The sequence below is a fragment of the Nocardioides pocheonensis genome (assembly GCF_003725535.1).
Lineage (GTDB): Bacteria > Actinomycetota > Actinomycetes > Propionibacteriales > Nocardioidaceae > Marmoricola > Marmoricola pocheonensis.
In genome coordinates, this window is sequence record NZ_RJSF01000040.1 from 236,658 (window position 1) to 253,065 (window position 16,408).

Below are 16,408 nucleotides of genomic sequence, written 5' to 3' on the forward strand. Positions count from 1 at the left end.
GGTGCCACCCGTCCGCGCGGGTGGTGAGCTCAGTAGCTGTAGCCCCAGGGCGTCGCGTAGCCGAAGTCGTAGCGCATCGGCGGAGCGTCCCCGTTGTGGAGGGCGCAGTAGTTGTCACGCGGCACGGTCGAGGACAGCAACGGCACGTACGACTCGCTGTTGAGGATGCTCTGCGCGATCGTGTTCGCGTCGGCCTCGATGTTGGCGGACACGAGCGCGCGCGCCGCGTCGGTCGGCGCCGACACCAGCGCCTCGGCGTTGCGCCAGGCGTTCTCCCGCCAGTCCGAGACCATCTGGAACAGCGTCCAGTTGGCCAGTCCGAACGGGTCCTGGCTGTCGTCCATCGTCGGGTCGAACCGCTGTGCGAACTCGGCGATCAGCGGCGCGGTGGCGTCGTAGAGCCACCTCTCCACGACGTCGTAGTCGGCCTTGCGCGACGTACCGTCGGGGGCCACGAGCCCGGAGGCCGCCATCACGTAGGGCAGGTCACGGTTGATGTGCGCGTTCATGCCGAGCAGGAGGTCGCCCGAGCCGCTGACCTTCTTGTTCTTCGCCGCGTCGAACGCGGTCAGCCAGGCCTGCGGGACGGCGGCGCGGTTGCCGCTGGTCCAGTTGTAGTAGGCGTCGGTGTAGTACCTCGCGAAGACCGCGTCGACGTGGTTGAAGTACGGCACGTCCTGGTAGTAGCCGGGGATGTCACGCGTGAACCCGTACAGCTGCGTCATCCGGACGTAAGCACGCGCGAACACCGCGTTGTGGCTGCAGCTCTTCGCGGTGTCGTCGGCGATCCGGCTCTCCTCCTTGAGCGTCGCCTTGAGACAGGTCGACCGGCCGGCGACGCAGTCGTTGTCGCTGGTCGGGACGTACTGGTCGGTCCAGCCGGCCAGGTACGACGACCACGGCACGTAGGGCAGCAGGTCGGCGTGCGCCGGCGTGCTGGTGGCCCCGACCGTCAGGAGTGACGCGACGACGATGGCGGAGACGACTCCGGCGACCGTCCGGGCACGATGTGCAAAGGACTGTACGAACATCTGGCTCCCTCCCCAGGCAGCGTTCGACGTAGGTCATCTTGGACCGGTGAGGTAAGCCTTGTCTGCACTGGTCTACTTCAGGGTGCCTACTGGTCCAGTCAGGTTGGGCAGTGTCTAGGCTCACCGTCATGACACGCGCTGACGGCCGGGCCGACGACGAGCTCCGACCCATCAAGTTCACCCGCCACTGGCAGGACCACCCGGCCGGTTCCGTGCTGGTCGAGTTCGGCCGCACCAAGGTGCTGTGCGCCGCGTCGGCGTCGGTCGGCGTCCCGCGCTGGCGCCGCGACTCCGGCCTGGGCTGGGTCACCGCGGAGTACGCGATGCTGCCCTCGGCGACGAACACCCGCTCCGACCGCGAGTCGGTCAAGGGCCGCATCGGTGGGCGCACCCACGAGATCTCGCGGCTGATCGGCCGGTCCCTGCGCGCGGCGATCGACTACAAGGCCCTCGGCGAGAACACCATCGTGCTCGACTGCGACGTGCTCCAGGCCGACGGCGGCACTCGCACCGCCGCGATCACCGGTGCGTACGTCGCGCTGGCCGACGCGGTGGCGACCCTGCGTGAGAAGGGCGCACTCGCGGGTGATCCGCTCGTGCACTCGGTGGCGGCGGTCTCGGTCGGCATCGTCGACGGCGTACCGCGTCTCGACCTGCCCTACGAGGAGGACGTGCGCGCCGAGACCGACATGAACGTCGTGATGACCGGCGCCGGCACGTTCGTCGAGGTCCAAGGCACCGCCGAGGGTGCGGCCTTCGACCGTGCCGAGCTCGACGCGCTGCTGTCCCTCGCCGAGAAGGGTTGTGCGGACCTGACCCGGCTCCAGCAGGAGGCCCTGCTCGGTGACTGAGCACCCGGGGACGCCGACGGTCTTCCTGGCGTCGCGCAACGCGAAGAAGCTCGACGAGATGCAACGGATCCTGTCCGAGGCGCTGCCCGGTATCACCGTCCTGGGGCTCGACGACGTCGTGGAGTACGCCGAGCCGGTGGAGGACCAGCCCGACTTCGAGGGCAACGCCCTGGTCAAGGCGTGGGCGGGACATCGGGCGACCGGTCTGCCGACCCTGGCCGACGACAGCGGGCTCTGCGTCGACGCGCTCAACGGCATGCCCGGGGTGCTGTCGGCACGCTGGTCCGGGCAGCCGCGCTCGGACGACCGGAACAACCTCCTGCTGCTCGACCAGCTGGCCGACGTACCCGACGAGCGCAGGGGCGCGGAGTTCCGCTGCGCGGTCGCCTTCGTGCACCGCGGTGCCGACGGCATCGACGTCGAGCACGTCGTGGAGGGCGCGATGCGCGGTCGGGTGATCCGGGAGCGTCGCGGCGAGGGCGGCTTCGGCTACGACGTCGTCTTCGAGGCCGACGACCGCCCCGGGGTCACGACCGCCGAGCTGCCCCGGGAGGACAAGGACGCGATCTCGCACCGCGGCAAGGCGCTGCGCCACGTCGCGCCGATCGTGGTGGAGGTCCTGGGCGGTTAGTCCGGCACGTTCGGACGCGAGTCGGCCCCGCAAGGGGTGCCGAACGTGCCGGACTAACCGGTCGACGTGCGCCCGGTGAGATTCGAACTCACACTGGACGGCACCTAAAGCCGTTGCCTCTGCCGTTGGGCTACGGGCGCGCCCGGCCGAGTCTAGGCGGCGAGACCGAGGTCCTTGCGCAGCTTCGCCACGTGGCCGGTCGCCTTGACGTTGTACTGGGCGAGCTCGATCCGGCCGTCCTCGTCGATCACGAAGGTCGAGCGGATCACGCCCTCCACGACCTTGCCGTAGAGCTTCTTCTCGCCGAACGCGCCGTACGCCGAGAGCACCGAGCGGTCCGCGTCCGAGGCCAGCGTGATCGTCAGCCCGTCGCGCTCACGGAACTTCGCGAGCTTCTCCGGCTTGTCGGGCGAGATCCCGACCACGGTGTAGCCGGCCGCCTCCAGCGAGGAGAGCGAGTCGGTGAAGTCGCAGGCCTGCTTGGTGCACCCGGGCGTCATCGCGGCGGGGTAGAAGTACACGATCACCTTGCGTCCGCGGAGGTCCTTCAACGAGACGGTGCCGCCGTCGTCGGTGGGCAGGGAGAAGTCGGGGGCGGGGTCGCCGGGCTCGAGTCGGTTGCTCATGCACGTCCTCGCTTCGCTCCGGGCGCGCATGAGGCACAAGGGGGACTGTCTTGAATGATTCGCTCGCTCCGCTCGCTCATGGCCGACACGGTAACGTTCCCTCGGAGCAGGCCGAGACGAGGAGTGCGCGTGGGTGACAGGAACCTGAGCTCGATCGAGGGCGACATCGAGGTGACGCGAGAGCGGCTGGCCTCGACGATCGACCAGCTCGTCTACCGGACGAGCCCGAAGACGATCGCGCGGCGCGAGGTCAACCAGGTCAAGGGCTACTTCGTCGCCGCGGACGGCAGCCCGCGGACCGACAACATCGTCAAGGTCGTCGGCGGCGTGGTGGCCGTGGTCGTGGTCTTCGGGCTGATCCGCAAGATCGTGAAGTGACGCACGCGTCGTGAGCAGGCGCGGCACGGCCTCGGCCCCGGGCGCAGGGGGCGAGAAGACTCCGATCAGGATGCTCCACGACCGGGTCCTGGTCGCGCTCGACCGCGAACCGGGCGAACGGAAGTCCAGCGGCGGGATCCTGATCCCCGCGACGGCGGCGCTCGGCGGCAAGCGGCTGGCCTGGTGCCGCGTGGTCGCCGTCGGCTCGCTGGTCCGCTCGGTGCAGCCGGACGACCGGGTCCTGTTCGACCCCGAGGACAAGGCCGAGGTCGAGGTCAGCGGCGAGCTGTACGTCGTGATCCGCGAGCGTGACATCCACGCCGTCGCGGCCGACCGCCTCGGTGACAGCCCGACCGGGCTGTACCTCTGACCCGGTCACCACCCCGGTCACCGGGGATCGGACTGCGCCGGCACCGAGACGGTCGCGGGCGGGAACTCCACCCGGAAGGTGGATCCCTTGCCGTAGACGGAGGTCGCGCTGATCTGACCGCCGTGGAGCTCGGCGATCGACTTCGCGATGGACAGTCCGAGGCCGCTGCCCGGGACCGCAGCCTCGCGCGCCTGGGTCGCCCGGTAGAAGCGGTTGAACAGCATCTCCTGGTCCGCCTCCGGGATGCCGATGCCGGTGTCCTCGACCTCGATGACCGGGCCGGCGCCGTCGTGCGGCGCGATCAGTCGGAGCGTGACCCGCCCTCCGTCGAGCGTGAACTTCACCGCGTTGGTGGCCAGGTTGATCACCAGCCGCTCGAGCTGGCCGCTGTCGCCCGGGATCACGACCGGCTGCGCGGGCACCGCGACGTCCAGGCGGAGGTCGCGGCGCATCAGGCTGGGCGTGACGATCTCCTCGGCCCTCCGCAGCACCGCCACGAGGTCGACCGGGGCCAGCTCGCGCGGCTGGTTCAGGCTCTCCATGCTCGAGAGCGTGAGCAGGTCGTCGATCAGGGTCAGGAGCCGGCGGCTGTTCAGGTCGATGCGCGACATCGCCCGGGTCTGCTCCTGGTTCGGCGCGCCGTACACGCCGTCCATGAGCAGCTCGAGGTAGCCGACGATGTTCGTGATCGGCGTACGCAGCTCGTGGCTCACCGAGGACACGAAGCGGTCCTTGACCTGGTCGATCTCCATCAGCCGCTCGACCGCCTCGCGCTCGCTCATCAGCGCGGCCTCGAGCGCGGACTGGGTCTCGAGGCGGTCGGTGATGTCGTCCGCGGTGGCGACGTACCCGGTGAGCGCGCCGTTCTCGTCGGTGATCGGGCTCAGGATCGTCGACAGCCACCGGGCGCTGCCGTCCTTGCGGATGAACTCCCAGTCGCGGGCCGAGCCCGGGGGGAGGCTCACCGTCGCGCGCACGACCTCGAGGTACGTCGGCGGGCAGCCGAGCTCCGCGGCCTGGCGGGCGATCTCCGCCTGGGTGTGGAACAGCCGCGTCGAGTGGCCGAAGACCTCCTCGGGGCGGTAGCCCAGGATCAGCTCGGCTCCCGGGCTGAAGAGGTCGATCCGGCCGAGGACGTCGGTGCCGATGATGGCGATGCCGCGCGCGCTCTGGACCAGCCGCTCGCTCCGGGCTCGCTCGACCAGCACCTCGGTCCGGCTCTGGCGCTGGGCGCCCACGGCCATCGAGAACGGGATCGTCATCATCGCGCACGCGATCAGGAACGCCTGGAGCGGCAGCAGCCGGAACTCGGGGTCCAGGTTGCGGTTGAGGATCGGGTCGGCGAACGGTCCGTGACCGGCGCTGGTGAGCGTGCTCGAGATGACGGCGACGACGACCAGCTGGAACATCGCCTCGCGCATGGGTGCCCGCAGCGCGATCCAGCCGAGACCGGGGACGACCAGGAACGCGATGCTGGGCATCCCGGTCGGGACGAACGCGATCGTCGTGATCACGACGGTGTTCAGCCAGGCGGCCCAGCGTTCGAACCCGGCGTACTCACCGGCATGGTGGCTGCGCTCCTTGAACAGGCCGAGCAGCACCACCTGGGCCGCGGCGTGGGTGAGCAGCGTGGCGAGCCCGACCTTCCAGGGAGTCCCGAACGACGTGATTTCCGAGACCACGGTGAACACCACGGCACCGGCCGCGGCACCCGCCGAGCAGGCCAGCACGAACCGGCCGAAGTCGCTGTTGCTGCGCAGGTGGGCCCGCCGCGTCCAGCCCGCGGTGAGCACCTGCTGGACCAGCACGGACTCCACCGCCGCTCCGACCCCGTAGCCGAGCGCGACGTCGACCGGGTAGCCGCCGACGGCGAAGGAGATCGATGCCAGGACGGCGATCAGCCCGGCGACGTACGGCGCGAGCATCCGCGGGGTGATCAGCAGGGCGCCCGAGGCGAGGCCGGCGGGCCACATCCCCCCGAAGTGCACCGAGTCGGGGGCGGTGGCCGTCGAGGTCGTGCCGAAGAGGAGGACCAGCAGGAGTGTGCCGCCGAGGCGCAGCACCGCCTTCCGGTTCATCGGCCCCCCAAACAAACGCTTTCCCCGGAGCCAGAGTAGTGCCGGACGCGCGGACCCGACAGCGGACGTCGGAGACGCACGCCCCCGAGACAGCTCAGCGGGCGTGGCGCCGACGGCCTGCGCGGACCAGCACGCCACCGGTGAGCAGGGCACCCAGGCCGGTGGTCAGCAGCCACGGTGAGACCGGGTTCCCGGTCTCGGGCAGCACCGTCGCGCTCGCCGCGGAGGCAGACGTGCTCGCGTGCGCGGCGTGGTGTGCGGTGCCGGAGTGCGCGCCGGAGACGGCGGCCGCGACCTGGATCTGCGGCGCGTCCGCGCTGCTCGAGCCACCGTCTGCGGGTGCGGCCTGCGGGCACGGGGGAGTGGCGTCGAGCGCCGGGCTCACCAGCACTTCCTCGGTCGAGCCGCTGCCGACGAGCTCCGTGGTCGCGGGCTGGTCGACGACGACCACGAGGGAGTCGGGGACCTGTGACCACCCGTCGCCGGCCGGCGGCGTCGCCGCGGTGCCGTCGGTCTCCTCGGTGGTGAGGTGGTCGACCTGGACGTTGCCGGTGTCGGTGTAGCCGTCCGGAGCCTCGAGGGCCCACTGCGTGTCGACGACCGCGGGGAACGACCGGGTCGCCACGACGGTCCAGCCGGCACCGGACGGCTGCGCGTCGTCGGTGGTCGTGGTGGTCTCGGTGCCGCCGCCGACGGTGTGCGAGTCGCCGGTCGCCGTCCATCCGGTACCCGGCGACGCCGCGGCCCAGGTGTACTCCACGTGCGAGAGCTCGGTGACCGCCGGAGTGCCGTCGGTGGCGGCCTGGTCGACGACCCAGTGCTGGTCGGTGACCGCCGGGGTCACGACCTCCTCGGTGGTGCGGCCGGTGCGGACCCAGCCCTGCCCCTTGTCGTCGTCGCCCTTCTCGCCGTTCCAGCCCTCCGGCTCCCAGCGGAGCGCGCCGGTCTGCTGCTGCTGGTACTCCACCAGCGTCCGGGTCACGGCCGGGGTGACCACCACGGTCTCCCAGTGGCCGACCTCCGGCGTGCCGGGGACGGCAGGCACGGCTGCCCGGTCGATCACCGTCCGCGTCCACCGGTACTCCGTGGTCCCGGCGACGTCGCGGCTCCAGTCGGTCTCGGTGTACGCCGCGTGCAGCACCTTCACGTACTCGTGCGCGAGCACGGGCACCTGCCGCTCCCAGCGCCACTCGTCATGGGTGATCGCGGGGATGATCCGGACCTCCGGGTCGCTGGTCACGGTCACGTACACCGCGGGCACGGCCGGCTGGCCGCAGGGCCGGGCCGGCGCGTCGGCGGCGTACGCCGAGGGCGCGGCGAGCGTCACCGCCGAGGCGATGGCGAGCGAGGCGAGGCTGCCGGTGAGGAAACGGGTCTGCGTGGTCATCGTGGATGCCTTCGGGTCGTCCGAGATCGGTCTGGGGGCTCTCCGGAGGTCGTCCGGAGTGGCTCGCACCTAGAGAACGTCACGACAATCCGGGTAGTTATGGGATAAAGCCGAATCAACCGAATCGGTCTAGTCCAAGTCGTCCCAAAAGGTTGATTTTGGGCACAATCTGGACCAATCCACGTGCGTTCACGACGGCGTCCCGGCACTGTTCCGGTCCTGGCGCGCCGGGGTCGAGGTGACCCCCGGGGCCTCATGCCTTCGCGCCCCGACTTCGGCAAGAGGTAGGAAAACGGACATATAGGACGTATGCTGAGGGTCACATCACCGAATCGCGAGGGACGATCCGATGTTGCGCTCCGTACGCCGCCTGGCCATCACCAGTGCGTCCACCCTGCTCGTCCTCGGCGGCCTGCAGGTCGCCGCCGACGCCGGCACCCTGGTCCGGGAGAGCCCGGCCGGCCACCGGTTCGGGCGACCGGTCCTGTCCGGCCACGGCGTCCCCGGCGGCGCGGAGTTCAGCTGGGGCACGGTGCGCGGCGCCAAGCGCTACCGCGTGGCGTGGTCCGCCGCACCCTTCGGGAAGTGGCCGGCCAAGCGCACCTACGTGTCCCGCTGGCTGCCCAGGAGCGCGCGCAGCTCGACGTTCGCCGTGCCCACGGTCCCGCAGTCGGGGGACCACATGCTCGGTGTCGCCTACGCGAACCCGGTCTTCGGCCAGCTCGACGCCCGCAACGCGAAGGGCAGGGTGCGGCACTCGACCGGCTGGGTGCCGGTGTTCCCGGCCGCACCGGACCCCGGCTCGGGTGACGCGATGCGGCTCGGCACCTACAACGTCATGATGGCGACCGACCACCCCGCGGACCGCGTGCAGGCGGTCGCCGCCAACATCAGCAGCCACGGGCTCGACGTGGTCACCCTCCAGGAGTCCACGGAGCTCGCGGCGCAGGCGATCGTGGCCGCGCTCGGCTCGGACTGGGCGGCCGTGCCCTACCGGGGCTCGCCGGAGCAGATCCTCTACCGCAGGTCGGTCTTCCAGGCGCCGCAGCCCGGGTCGTACGGCACCTTCGGCGTCTACGACGCCAAGACGCCGGGTACGCCGCTGGCCACGCCCTGGGTCCGGCTGCAGCGGGTGAACGCCTCGGCGAGCAGCCGTGGGGTCTTCGTGGTCTCGGCGCACGTCACCGAGGACGCCTCGAAGGGCATCATGGACCGCAAGCGCGAGGCGGGGATCGAGGCGCAGAACATGATGTCCGGCGTCAACAGCGTCGACCCGTGGGGCGAGCCGGCCATCATCGCCGGCGACCTGCACTACCTGCGCGAGCCGTGGAGCGATGTGCCGGGCTACGTGGAGGCACCGCCGACGCTGGTCCGGGGCGGCTACTACGACGCGATGGCCGCGCTGTCGAAGAACTACATCGCCTACCCGACGTTCAACGGCGGCAACGGCAGGACCGCACCGGCCCAGACGCCCCTCCAGTCGGGTGTCGCGGCGCGCGCGGACTACATCATGCTGAAGGGCTTCCGGGGCAGCAACGCCTACGTGAACGTCGCGAACTGGTCGTGGAACGGCCTCACCCCGTCGGACCACAACCTGGTGTACGCCGACCTGACGGTGCCCTTCAAGTAGCCCCGAGCCCGCCCGCGGGCGGCGCGACCGGCGGGCCGGTCGCGCGGGCTACGGTGAGCGGGTGGTGCCGGAATCGGGTGCGGGCGACGCGCTGTTCGTGCTCGTCGGGGGCTGGCCCGCGTCGGGCAAGACCACGCTGTCCCGGGCCCTGGCGCGGGAGCTCGGCACGTCGTACCTCTCGAAGGACGAGGTCAAGGAAGCCCTCATGGACCGTCTCGGGGCGCCGGCCACCGTTGCCGAGTCGCGTCGTCTCGGCGCCGCCGCGGTGGCGGCCGTGCTCCGGGTGGCCGAGGGCTGTCGCGGCGCGGTCGTCGACAGCACCTGGTACCCGTACGCCGCGCCGCTCGCCCGCCGCCTGCCCGGCCCGATCGTCGAGGTCCGGTGCCGGATCGAGCGGGCCGTGGCGCAGGCCCGGTTCGCCGGCCGCGTCCGCGACTCGCGGCACCTCGACGACCTCCGCAGCGAGGACGAGCTCTGGGGCGTCGAGGTCGATCCGCTCGGGCTCGGACCGCTGATCGAGGTGGACACGGGCGCCGAGGTCGACGTCCCGGCCCTCGCCCGCGCGGTCCGCGCGGCCGCTGAGCGGCGCTGAGTCGAGGTTTGACGGGGCCCCGAGTGGGCACAGCAAGGCGACCAGGCCGGACTCCCCGAGTCCGAGCGCGGCACCAGGTAGGGAGACTCGATGACCATCGGACTGGGCATTCTGCTCATCGTCGTGGGGCTGATCTTCGCCTTCGACGTGATCAACGCCGACACCTCTGCGGTGGACGGGCAGGCGCTCGGCTGGATCCTCGTGCTGGGCGGCATCCTCGCGATCGTGCTTCCGCTCGTGATCGAGCAGATGCACACGCGCCGGACGGCCACCACGGTGGTCGACGACCGGCCCGTGCGGACCCGGCGGGTCGTCGAGGAGCGTCACGTCGAGGATCCCCCGCTCTGATGCGCCGGTAGCCGCGCCACCCGATGCGCATCACCGACACGAGCGACCTCTGGTGGAAGACCGCGGTCGTCTACTGCCTCGACGTCCAGACCTTCATGGACTGGAACGACGACGGCATGGGCGACTTCGTCGGCCTGACCGAGCGGCTCGACTACCTGCACGAGCTCGGGGTGACGTGCCTGTGGCTGATGCCGTTCTACCCCACGGCCGACCGGGACGACGGCTACGACATCACCGACTACTACGGCGTCGACCCGCGCCTGGGCAGCGCGGGCGACTTCGTCGAGTTCGTCCGGACCGCGCGCGACCGCGGCATGCGGGTGATCGTCGACCTCGTCGTCAACCACACCTCGGACCGGCACCCGTGGTTCCGCTCGGCCCGGTCGCGCGGCTCGGCGTACCGGGACTTCTACGTCTGGCGTGACGACAAGCCGCCCGACACCTCCAAGGACGTCGTCTTCCCCGACAAGGAGGACAGCCTCTGGCAGTACGACGACAAGGCCGGCGCGTGGTACTTCCACCGGTTCTACCGGACCCAGCCGGACCTCAACATCACCAACGAGCTCGTGCGCGACGAGATCGTCAAGGCGATGGGCTACTGGCTGGAGCTGGGGATCTCCGGGTTCCGGGTCGACGCGGTCCCGTTCGTGATCGAGACCACCGGGGTGGACGCCCAGGAGCTGGCCCGCTTCCACGACCCGCACGCCTACCTGCGCGAGCTCCGCGAGTTCGTCGGCCGGCGCACCGGTGACGGCATCCTCCTCGGCGAGTGCAACCTGCCGCACAAGGACCAGAAGACCTTCTTCGGCGGCAGCGACGGCGACGAGCTCACCATGCAGTTCGACTTCATCGGGATGCAGAACCTCTACCTCTCCCTCGCCCGGGAGGACGCGCGGCCGCTCGCCCGCGCGCTCAGGACCAGGCCGAAGGTGACCGAGGGGGCGCAGTGGGCCACCTTCGTGCGCAACCACGACGAGCTCACCCTCGACAAGCTCAAGCCCGCCGAGCGCGACGAGGTCTTCGCCGCGTTCGGGCCCGAGCCCGAGATGCAGCTCTACGGACGCGGACTGCGCCGTCGGCTCCCACCCATGCTCGACGGCGACCCGCGGCGGGTGCGGATGGTCTACAGCCTGCTCTTCTCGCTGCCGGGCACGCCGGTGCTGTTCTACGGCGAGGAGATCGGCATGGGTGAGAACCTCGACGTACCCGGCCGGCTCGCGGTCCGTACGCCGATGCAGTGGACCTCCGACCGCAACGGTGGCTTCTCGCGCGCGCGACCGTCCCGGCTGCGCCGGCCGATGAGCGACGGCGCCTTCGGGCCCGAGCACGTCAACGTGGCCGACCAGCGCAAGGACCCGGACTCGCTGCTGACCTTCATGTCGCTGCTGACCAAGCGCTACCGGGAGTCACCCGAGCTCGGTTGGGCGGAGTTCCAGGTGCTCGACCAGCCCCACCGGCAGGTGCTCGCCCACGAGTGCGCCCACGACGACCGCCGGCTGGTCGCGCTGCACAACCTGGCGCCCACCGGCTGCACCGTCCCCCTCGCCCTCGACGGCTGCGACAGCTCGCACCAGCTCGTCGACCTGCTCCACGACGACTTCGCGGTCTCTCTGGACGACCGCGGCAGGGCGGAGGTCACGCTCGACGGGTACGGCTACCGCTGGCTGCGGTTGATGTCGCGCGACAGCCGTCGCCTGCGCTGAGGGAACGCTGCCGGACGCGCTGACCGGTGACTGGCGGACGCCGTGGGTCACCCGACCGGGCGGGCGCGGGGGAGGCGCACCGCCACCCGGAGGCCCCCGTCCTCGCGGGGCGCGAGCGTGAGGGTCCCGTCGTGTGCCTCGGCGATCCGCTCGACGATCGCCAGCCCGAGGCCGACGCCGGCGTGGTCCGTGCGGGTCCGCTCGGTGCCCCGCAGGAACGGCTCGGTCAGCGTCGAGACCAGCGCGGGGTCGAGCCGCTCACCGGTGTTCTCGACCATGAGCACGACGTCGGTCGGCCGGACGCGGGTCGTCACCCACACCCTGCCGTGCTCGCGCAGGTTGTGGATGATCGCGTTGTGCACGAGGTTCGTGGTCAGCTGCAGCAGCAGGGCGGGTGACCCGACCGCCGGGGCCGCCTCGCAGGACGTCTCCAGGGTGACTCCCTGCTTCTCGGCGAGCGGCAGCAGCGTCTCGGTGGCCTCCTCCACCATCAGGGAGAGGTCGACCTGCTCGGGCACGAAGGAGCGCTGGTCGGTACGGCTGAGCAGGAGCAGTGCCTCGGTCAGGTCGATCGCCCGCACGTTCACCGCGTGGAGCCGGTCCACGAGCTCGCCGGCGTCTCGGTCGGGGTCCTTGCGCGCGACCTCGAGGAGCGCCTGGGTGATGGCCAGGGGAGTGCGCAGCTCGTGCGACGCGTTGGCCGCGAACCGCTGCTGCTCGGCGACATGGGCCTCCAGACGCGCGAGCATCGCGTCGAAGGCGTCCGCCAGCTCGCGGAACTCGTCGCGGCGCCCGGGCAGGTCGATCCGGTGCGAGAGCGACCCGGTCCCGGCGATGCGGGTGGCCTCGGTGATCCGGGTGAGCGGCGCGAGCATGCGCCCGGCGAGGAACCACCCGCCGACGAGGCCGAAGGCCAGCAGGCAGACCTGGGCGACCGCCGCCGCGGGAGCGAAGGCACGGAGCAGGAACGCATGGTTCCCCGGCACGAGCGCGCCGAACATGCTGATCACCCTCTCGGGGATGTACCGCACCAGCACCGACTGGCGGTCCTGGCCGGTCAGCCACGCCGCCGCGAGCATCAGGGCGCCGGCGACCATGAGGAAGCCGGCGTAGCTGAGGGTGAGCTTGAGCCGGACGCTCATCCCGGGGCGCCTAGGCACGGTCGGCATCCGCGTCCTCGCGACGTGGGTCGGGGGACGGGGCGTCGATCCGGTAGCCGACGCCCGGCACCGTCGCGATCACCCACGGCTCGCCCAACCGCTTGCGCAGCGCGGAGACGGTGATGCGCACGGCGTTGGTGAACGGGTCGGCGTTCTCGTCCCACGCGCGCTGCAGGAGCTCCTCGGCACTGACCACACCGCCCTCGGCGGCCACCAGCACCTCGAGCACCGCGAACTGCTTGCGGGTGAGGGCGACGTACCGGCCGTCACGGAAGACCTCGCGCCGGAACGGGTCGACCCGGAGGCCGGCGATCTCGCGGACCGGGGGCCGGTTGTGGGCGCGCCTGCGGTCGAGGGCGCGGAGGCGCAGCACCAGCTCCTGCAGCTCGAACGGCTTGGTCAGGTAGTCGTCCGCGCCGAGCCCGAACCCTGAGGCCTTGTCGTCGAGCCGGTCGGCCGCGGTGAGCATGAGGATCGGCATGCCGCTGCCCGACGCGACGATGCGCTGGGCGACCTCGTCGCCCGAGGGGCCCGGGATGTCGCGGTCGAGGACGGCGATGTCGTAGGCGTTGATGCTGAGCAGCTCCAGGGCGGTGTCACCGTCGCCGGCGACGTCCGCGGCGATCGCCTCGAGACGCAACCCATCGCGGACGGCATCGGCCAGAAGGGGTTCGTCCTCGACGATCAGCACTCGCATACGACCCTGATGCTACGAGCCGGAACCTATCGCCGGCGTATCGAAAGCCGGATACGTGCCGGCAACGCGGGGCGCCGTTGACTGCGGTCATGAGCTCGATCACGCCGTCCCGTGCCACCGCCCGCAGGGCCCGCTCGGCGGTCGCCGTGCTGGTGGTCCTCGCTGCCGTCGTGCTGGGCGGGCTCGTCCGCGGCGGTTCGGTGATCCCCTCCGCCAAGACCATCACGGCCGTCACGGCAGCCCCGGTGGTGCACCGCCTCGGGAGTCCGACGGCGTCCCGGCACGGCCGGATCGGCGTCGGCGACGGGTTCGTCCCGGACGGCACGACCGTGTTCGACGCGGTCCCGGCGGTCGCAAGGCTCGACCCGGCGCTGCTCGCCGCCCTGCGCCGGGCGGGGCGGGACGCCGCGGCGGAGCACGTCGCCCTCGACGTGAACAGCGGGTGGCGGAGCGCGGCGTACCAGACGCATCTGCTCGACGAGCCGATCCGGAAGTACGGCTCGCGCGAGGAGGCCGCCCGGTGGGTCGCGACCCCGGCACGCTCGGCCCACGTGTCGGGCGACGCGGTGGACCTGGGGCACGACGCGGCGGCGTGGCTGGCCGAGCACGGCGCGCGGTACGGGCTGTGCCGGGTCTACGCGAACGAGCCGTGGCACTTCGAGCTGCGGCCCGACGCCGTGCACGACGGGTGCCCGGAGACGTACGCCGACCCGACGCACGACCCGCGGATGTACCGCTGACGTGTCGGTGGATCCGGTGACGGTCAGGCCCGCCGGCCGGTCAGCGCCAGGGACACCACCCGGTCGATGATGTCGCCGAACGACATCCCGGCGGCCGCCATCATCCGGGGATACCTGCTGTAGGACGTCAGTCCGGGGAACGTGTTCACCTCGTTGAGCACCACGGTCCCGTCCGGGGTGAGGAAGAGGTCGACCCGGGCGAGCCCCGTGCACCCGAGGGCGCGGTAGACCGCCTCGGCGGTGCGGCGTACGAGGTCGCGGTGGTCCGGTGGGATGTCCGCCGGGACGACCGCGACGGAGTTGTCCGAGCCGCTCTCCGGCTCGCTCTCCTGGTGGATCTGGAAGAACCCGTGGGTCAGGGCGATCCGGTCGAGCTCGCCGGTGGTCAGGTCGCTCCGGTTGCCGAGCACCGCGCAGCCGATCTCGCTGCCCACGACCGCCTCCTCGACGAGCACCTTGTCGTCGTACTCCCGTGCGGTGCGCAACGCGTCGGCAAGGTCCTGCTTCGCGATCACCTTGCTGACCCCGAAGGACGAGCCCGAGCGGGCCGGCTTCACGAACACCGGGTAGGGCAACCCGTCGGCGTCGAGGTCCTCCTCGGCGGCGACCGTCCAGAAGCGCGGCGTGGCGATGCCGGCGGCGCGGACGACGAGGTAGGTCAGGGACTTGTCCATGCACAGCGCCGAGCTCGGCACGTCGCAGCCGACGTACGGAAGGCCCGAGAGCTCGAGCAGGCCCTGCATCGCGCCGTCCTCCCCGAGCCTGCCGTGCAGCACCGGGAGGACGACGTCCACCTCGATGGTCCGGCACCGTCCGTTCTCCAGGACCAGCAGCCCGGGAGCGGTGGTGTCCGGCGAGAGCACGACGGAGGCACCGGCGCTCTGCTCCCAGCCCGCACTCGGACCACCGCACAGGCGCCAGGCGCCGGCGCGCGTGATGCCGATCCAGAAGGGCTCGTAGCGCTCCGGGTCGAGGTGCTGCGCCACCTGTTGCGCGGACTTGACCGAGATCGGGTGCTCCTCGGAGCGCCCGCCGAAGACGATCGCGATGCGGACCTTATCCACGTGGGTTCCTGCTTTCGAAGTCGAGACAGCTGAGAAGCGAGTTCGTGACCATGTCGCGCACGGCGCGGTCGGTGAAGTACGCCGTGTGCGGGCTCAGCAGCACGTTCGGGTGGGCCTGGAGGCGCCGCACCACCTCGTTCTCGATGCGTGTGCCGCGGTGGTCCTCGTAGAAGATCTCGTCCTCGTGCTCGAGGACGTCCAGGGCGGCCCCGCCGAGGTGTCCGTCCTCGAGAGCCCGGACGAGCGCGTGGGTGTCCAGGAGCGCGCCGCGCCCGGTGTTGACCACGCACGCGCCGGGCTTCATCCGCGCGATGCGACGACGGTCGAGGAGGTGGTGGGTGTCGGGGGCGAGCGGTGCGTGCAGGGTGACCACGTCGCTCCCCTCGAGGAGCTCCTCCAGCGGCACCGGGTGGCCGTGCCTGGTGGGGCGGCTGTCGTGGGTGAGGACCCGGCACCCGAAGCCCCGCAGCCGGCTGACGACCGCCGAGCCGATCCGCCCGGTGCCGATCACGCCGACCGTGAGGTCGCCCAGCTCCCTGCCGGGGACGTCGTTGAGCCGGTAGTCATGACCGGCCGAGCGGCTGACGACGGATCTCGCGTCCCGCACCAGCATCAGGATCAGCATCAGCGTGTAGTCGGCCACGCTGCCCGGCGAGTACGAGACCGTCCCGACGGTGATGCCGACGCTCTCGGCGACGGCGAGGTCGACGTGGTTGCAGCCGATGCTCCGCGTGGAGACGTACTCGACGCCGACCCGGCTCAGGGCGGACAGCACGGAGCCGCGGACGGGGGTGCGGTGGCTCACGCTGACGCACCGGTTGCCGGCCGCGAGCGCCAGGTTCTTCGCCGTGAGAGGTGATCGGGTGAGGGTGGACCGTACGCCGAGGCGAGGCGCGAGCTCGCGGAAGAGGCGCTCCTCGTGCTCGCTGCACCCGTACGCCGTGACGCCCGGCCCGGAGCCGACGACCGAGGCGTCGACCGCCGGCGAACCCTTCGGCGCGGTCGACGCTCGTCCGGTGAGGGGCATGAGCTCAGTCAACGGAAGGTCGCGTTGCCCTCGCGTATGAGGTTTTGGATATGTCGGCGATAGGTCCCGGTCCTTGTCCGAGAGGTATCACCGGG

Annotated in this window: 17 protein-coding genes and 1 tRNA gene; 9 read left to right on the forward strand and 9 right to left on the reverse strand. The window is 71.3% G+C overall.

Annotation, left to right across the window (positions count from 1 at the left end; all coding sequences use genetic code 11):
• Window positions 1-29: 29 nt before the first annotated feature.
• Complete coding sequence (locus EFL26_RS12015; protein ID WP_123223113.1) at window positions 30-1,031, reverse strand: DUF5995 family protein; 1,002 nt, start codon at window positions 1,029-1,031, stop codon at window positions 30-32.
• Window positions 1,032-1,159: 128 nt separating this feature from the next.
• Here EFL26_RS12015 and rph point away from each other — a divergent pair, with 128 nt between their 5' ends.
• Together rph and EFL26_RS12025 are read left to right on the forward strand one after the other, a co-directional pair.
• Window positions 1,160-1,882 carry a ribonuclease PH gene (gene rph, locus EFL26_RS12020; RefSeq protein ID WP_123223114.1) on the forward strand — a complete coding sequence of 241 codons (723 nt, stop codon included), beginning with the start codon at window positions 1,160-1,162 and terminating at the stop codon, window positions 1,880-1,882.
• Window positions 1,875-2,513 carry a non-canonical purine NTP pyrophosphatase gene (locus EFL26_RS12025; protein ID WP_281273731.1) on the forward strand — a complete coding sequence of 213 codons (639 nt, stop codon included), beginning with the start codon at window positions 1,875-1,877 and terminating at the stop codon, window positions 2,511-2,513. The genes rph and EFL26_RS12025 overlap by 8 nt, the downstream gene beginning before the upstream one ends.
• Window positions 2,514-2,580: 67 nt before the next feature.
• Here EFL26_RS12025 and EFL26_RS12030 read toward each other — a convergent pair.
• Window positions 2,581-2,653 (reverse strand) — tRNA-Leu (locus EFL26_RS12030).
• Window positions 2,654-2,665: 12 nt separating this feature from the next.
• A complete protein-coding gene (gene bcp / locus EFL26_RS12035) occupies window positions 2,666-3,139 on the reverse strand; it encodes a thioredoxin-dependent thiol peroxidase (RefSeq protein ID WP_123223115.1) in 474 nt (157 codons plus the stop codon).
• A gap of 129 nt (window positions 3,140-3,268) precedes the next feature.
• Between bcp and EFL26_RS12040 the strand changes: the two genes are divergently transcribed.
• The gene (locus EFL26_RS12040) at window positions 3,269-3,517 is read left to right on the forward strand and encodes a DUF3618 domain-containing protein (protein ID WP_246000164.1); all 249 of its coding nucleotides are present in this window, start codon (window positions 3,269-3,271) and stop codon (window positions 3,515-3,517) included.
• Between the two features lie 70 nt (window positions 3,518-3,587).
• A complete protein-coding gene (locus tag EFL26_RS12045) occupies window positions 3,588-3,887 on the forward strand; it encodes a GroES family chaperonin (RefSeq protein WP_123223117.1) in 300 nt (99 codons plus the stop codon).
• A gap of 17 nt (window positions 3,888-3,904) precedes the next feature.
• On the opposite strand, the gene EFL26_RS12050 is transcribed toward EFL26_RS12045, so the two are convergent.
• Both EFL26_RS12050 and EFL26_RS12055 read right to left on the reverse strand, forming a co-directional pair.
• Complete coding sequence (locus EFL26_RS12050; RefSeq protein WP_123223118.1) at window positions 3,905-5,965, reverse strand: sensor histidine kinase; 2,061 nt, start codon at window positions 5,963-5,965, stop codon at window positions 3,905-3,907.
• A gap of 94 nt (window positions 5,966-6,059) precedes the next feature.
• Window positions 6,060-7,352: a hypothetical protein gene (locus EFL26_RS12055; RefSeq protein ID WP_123223119.1), complete on the reverse strand. Its 1,293-nt coding sequence runs from the start codon at window positions 7,350-7,352 to the stop codon at window positions 6,060-6,062.
• A 349-nt stretch (window positions 7,353-7,701) separates the two neighbouring features.
• On the opposite strand from EFL26_RS12055, the gene EFL26_RS12060 reads away from it, so the two are divergent.
• From EFL26_RS12060 to EFL26_RS12075, 4 genes are all read left to right on the forward strand, one after another.
• On the forward strand, window positions 7,702-8,982 hold the full coding sequence (locus EFL26_RS12060; RefSeq protein WP_123223120.1) for an exonuclease/endonuclease/phosphatase family protein: 1,281 nt from the start codon (window positions 7,702-7,704) through the stop codon (window positions 8,980-8,982).
• 61 nt (window positions 8,983-9,043) lie between these two features.
• Complete coding sequence (locus EFL26_RS12065; protein ID WP_221176937.1) at window positions 9,044-9,574, forward strand: P-loop nucleotide/nucleoside kinase family protein; 531 nt, start codon at window positions 9,044-9,046, stop codon at window positions 9,572-9,574.
• Window positions 9,575-9,664: 90 nt separating this feature from the next.
• Complete coding sequence (locus tag EFL26_RS12070; protein WP_123223121.1) at window positions 9,665-9,922, forward strand: DUF6458 family protein; 258 nt, start codon at window positions 9,665-9,667, stop codon at window positions 9,920-9,922.
• A gap of 23 nt (window positions 9,923-9,945) precedes the next feature.
• Entirely contained in the window at window positions 9,946-11,625 is a 1,680-nt protein-coding gene (locus tag EFL26_RS12075; RefSeq protein ID WP_123223122.1) for an alpha-amylase family protein, read from the forward strand.
• Window positions 11,626-11,672: 47 nt separating this feature from the next.
• Here EFL26_RS12075 and EFL26_RS12080 read toward each other — a convergent pair whose 3' ends face one another.
• Both EFL26_RS12080 and EFL26_RS12085 read right to left on the reverse strand, forming a co-directional pair.
• Complete coding sequence (locus tag EFL26_RS12080) at window positions 11,673-12,767, reverse strand: sensor histidine kinase (RefSeq protein WP_281273732.1); 1,095 nt, start codon at window positions 12,765-12,767, stop codon at window positions 11,673-11,675.
• A 10-nt stretch (window positions 12,768-12,777) separates the two neighbouring features.
• On the reverse strand, window positions 12,778-13,482 hold the full coding sequence (locus EFL26_RS12085) for a response regulator transcription factor (RefSeq protein ID WP_123223123.1): 705 nt from the start codon (window positions 13,480-13,482) through the stop codon (window positions 12,778-12,780).
• 89 nt (window positions 13,483-13,571) lie between these two features.
• On the opposite strand from EFL26_RS12085, the gene EFL26_RS12090 reads away from it, so the two are divergent.
• Window positions 13,572-14,222 carry a M15 family metallopeptidase gene (locus EFL26_RS12090; protein WP_123223124.1) on the forward strand — a complete coding sequence of 217 codons (651 nt, stop codon included), beginning with the start codon at window positions 13,572-13,574 and terminating at the stop codon, window positions 14,220-14,222.
• Window positions 14,223-14,245: 23 nt separating this feature from the next.
• Here the strand turns inward: EFL26_RS12090 and vanA are convergent, their stop codons facing one another.
• Together vanA and EFL26_RS12100 are read right to left on the reverse strand one after the other, a co-directional pair.
• Window positions 14,246-15,286 carry a D-alanine--(R)-lactate ligase gene (gene vanA / locus EFL26_RS12095; protein ID WP_123223125.1) on the reverse strand — a complete coding sequence of 347 codons (1,041 nt, stop codon included), beginning with the start codon at window positions 15,284-15,286 and terminating at the stop codon, window positions 14,246-14,248.
• Complete coding sequence (locus EFL26_RS12100; protein ID WP_123223126.1) at window positions 15,279-16,313, reverse strand: NAD(P)-dependent oxidoreductase; 1,035 nt, start codon at window positions 16,311-16,313, stop codon at window positions 15,279-15,281. The genes vanA and EFL26_RS12100 overlap by 8 nt, the downstream gene beginning before the upstream one ends.
• Between the last annotated feature and the right edge of the window lie 95 nt (window positions 16,314-16,408).

Bases quoted from the DNA above. Each gene is read 5' to 3' on its own strand.
- rph (WP_123223114.1), top strand. From the start codon at position 1,160: ATGACACGCGCTGACGGCCGGGCCGACGACGAGCTCCGACCCATCAAG.
- EFL26_RS12080 (WP_281273732.1), bottom strand. From the start codon at position 12,767: ATGAGCGTCCGGCTCAAGCTCACCCTCAGCTACGCCGGCTTCCTCATG.
- EFL26_RS12015 (WP_123223113.1), bottom strand. From the start codon at position 1,031: ATGTTCGTACAGTCCTTTGCACATCGTGCCCGGACGGTCGCCGGAGTC.
- EFL26_RS12050 (WP_123223118.1), bottom strand. From the start codon at position 5,965: ATGAACCGGAAGGCGGTGCTGCGCCTCGGCGGCACACTCCTGCTGGTC.
- EFL26_RS12085 (WP_123223123.1), bottom strand. From the start codon at position 13,482: ATGCGAGTGCTGATCGTCGAGGACGAACCCCTTCTGGCCGATGCCGTC.
- EFL26_RS12090 (WP_123223124.1), top strand. From the start codon at position 13,572: ATGAGCTCGATCACGCCGTCCCGTGCCACCGCCCGCAGGGCCCGCTCG.
- EFL26_RS12100 (WP_123223126.1), bottom strand. From the start codon at position 16,313: ATGCCCCTCACCGGACGAGCGTCGACCGCGCCGAAGGGTTCGCCGGCG.
- EFL26_RS12045 (WP_123223117.1), top strand. From the start codon at position 3,588: ATGCTCCACGACCGGGTCCTGGTCGCGCTCGACCGCGAACCGGGCGAA.
- EFL26_RS12070 (WP_123223121.1), top strand. From the start codon at position 9,665: ATGACCATCGGACTGGGCATTCTGCTCATCGTCGTGGGGCTGATCTTC.
- EFL26_RS12075 (WP_123223122.1), top strand. From the start codon at position 9,946: ATGCGCATCACCGACACGAGCGACCTCTGGTGGAAGACCGCGGTCGTC.
- EFL26_RS12060 (WP_123223120.1), top strand. From the start codon at position 7,702: ATGTTGCGCTCCGTACGCCGCCTGGCCATCACCAGTGCGTCCACCCTG.
- EFL26_RS12055 (WP_123223119.1), bottom strand. From the start codon at position 7,352: ATGACCACGCAGACCCGTTTCCTCACCGGCAGCCTCGCCTCGCTCGCC.
- bcp (WP_123223115.1), bottom strand. From the start codon at position 3,139: ATGAGCAACCGACTCGAGCCCGGCGACCCCGCCCCCGACTTCTCCCTG.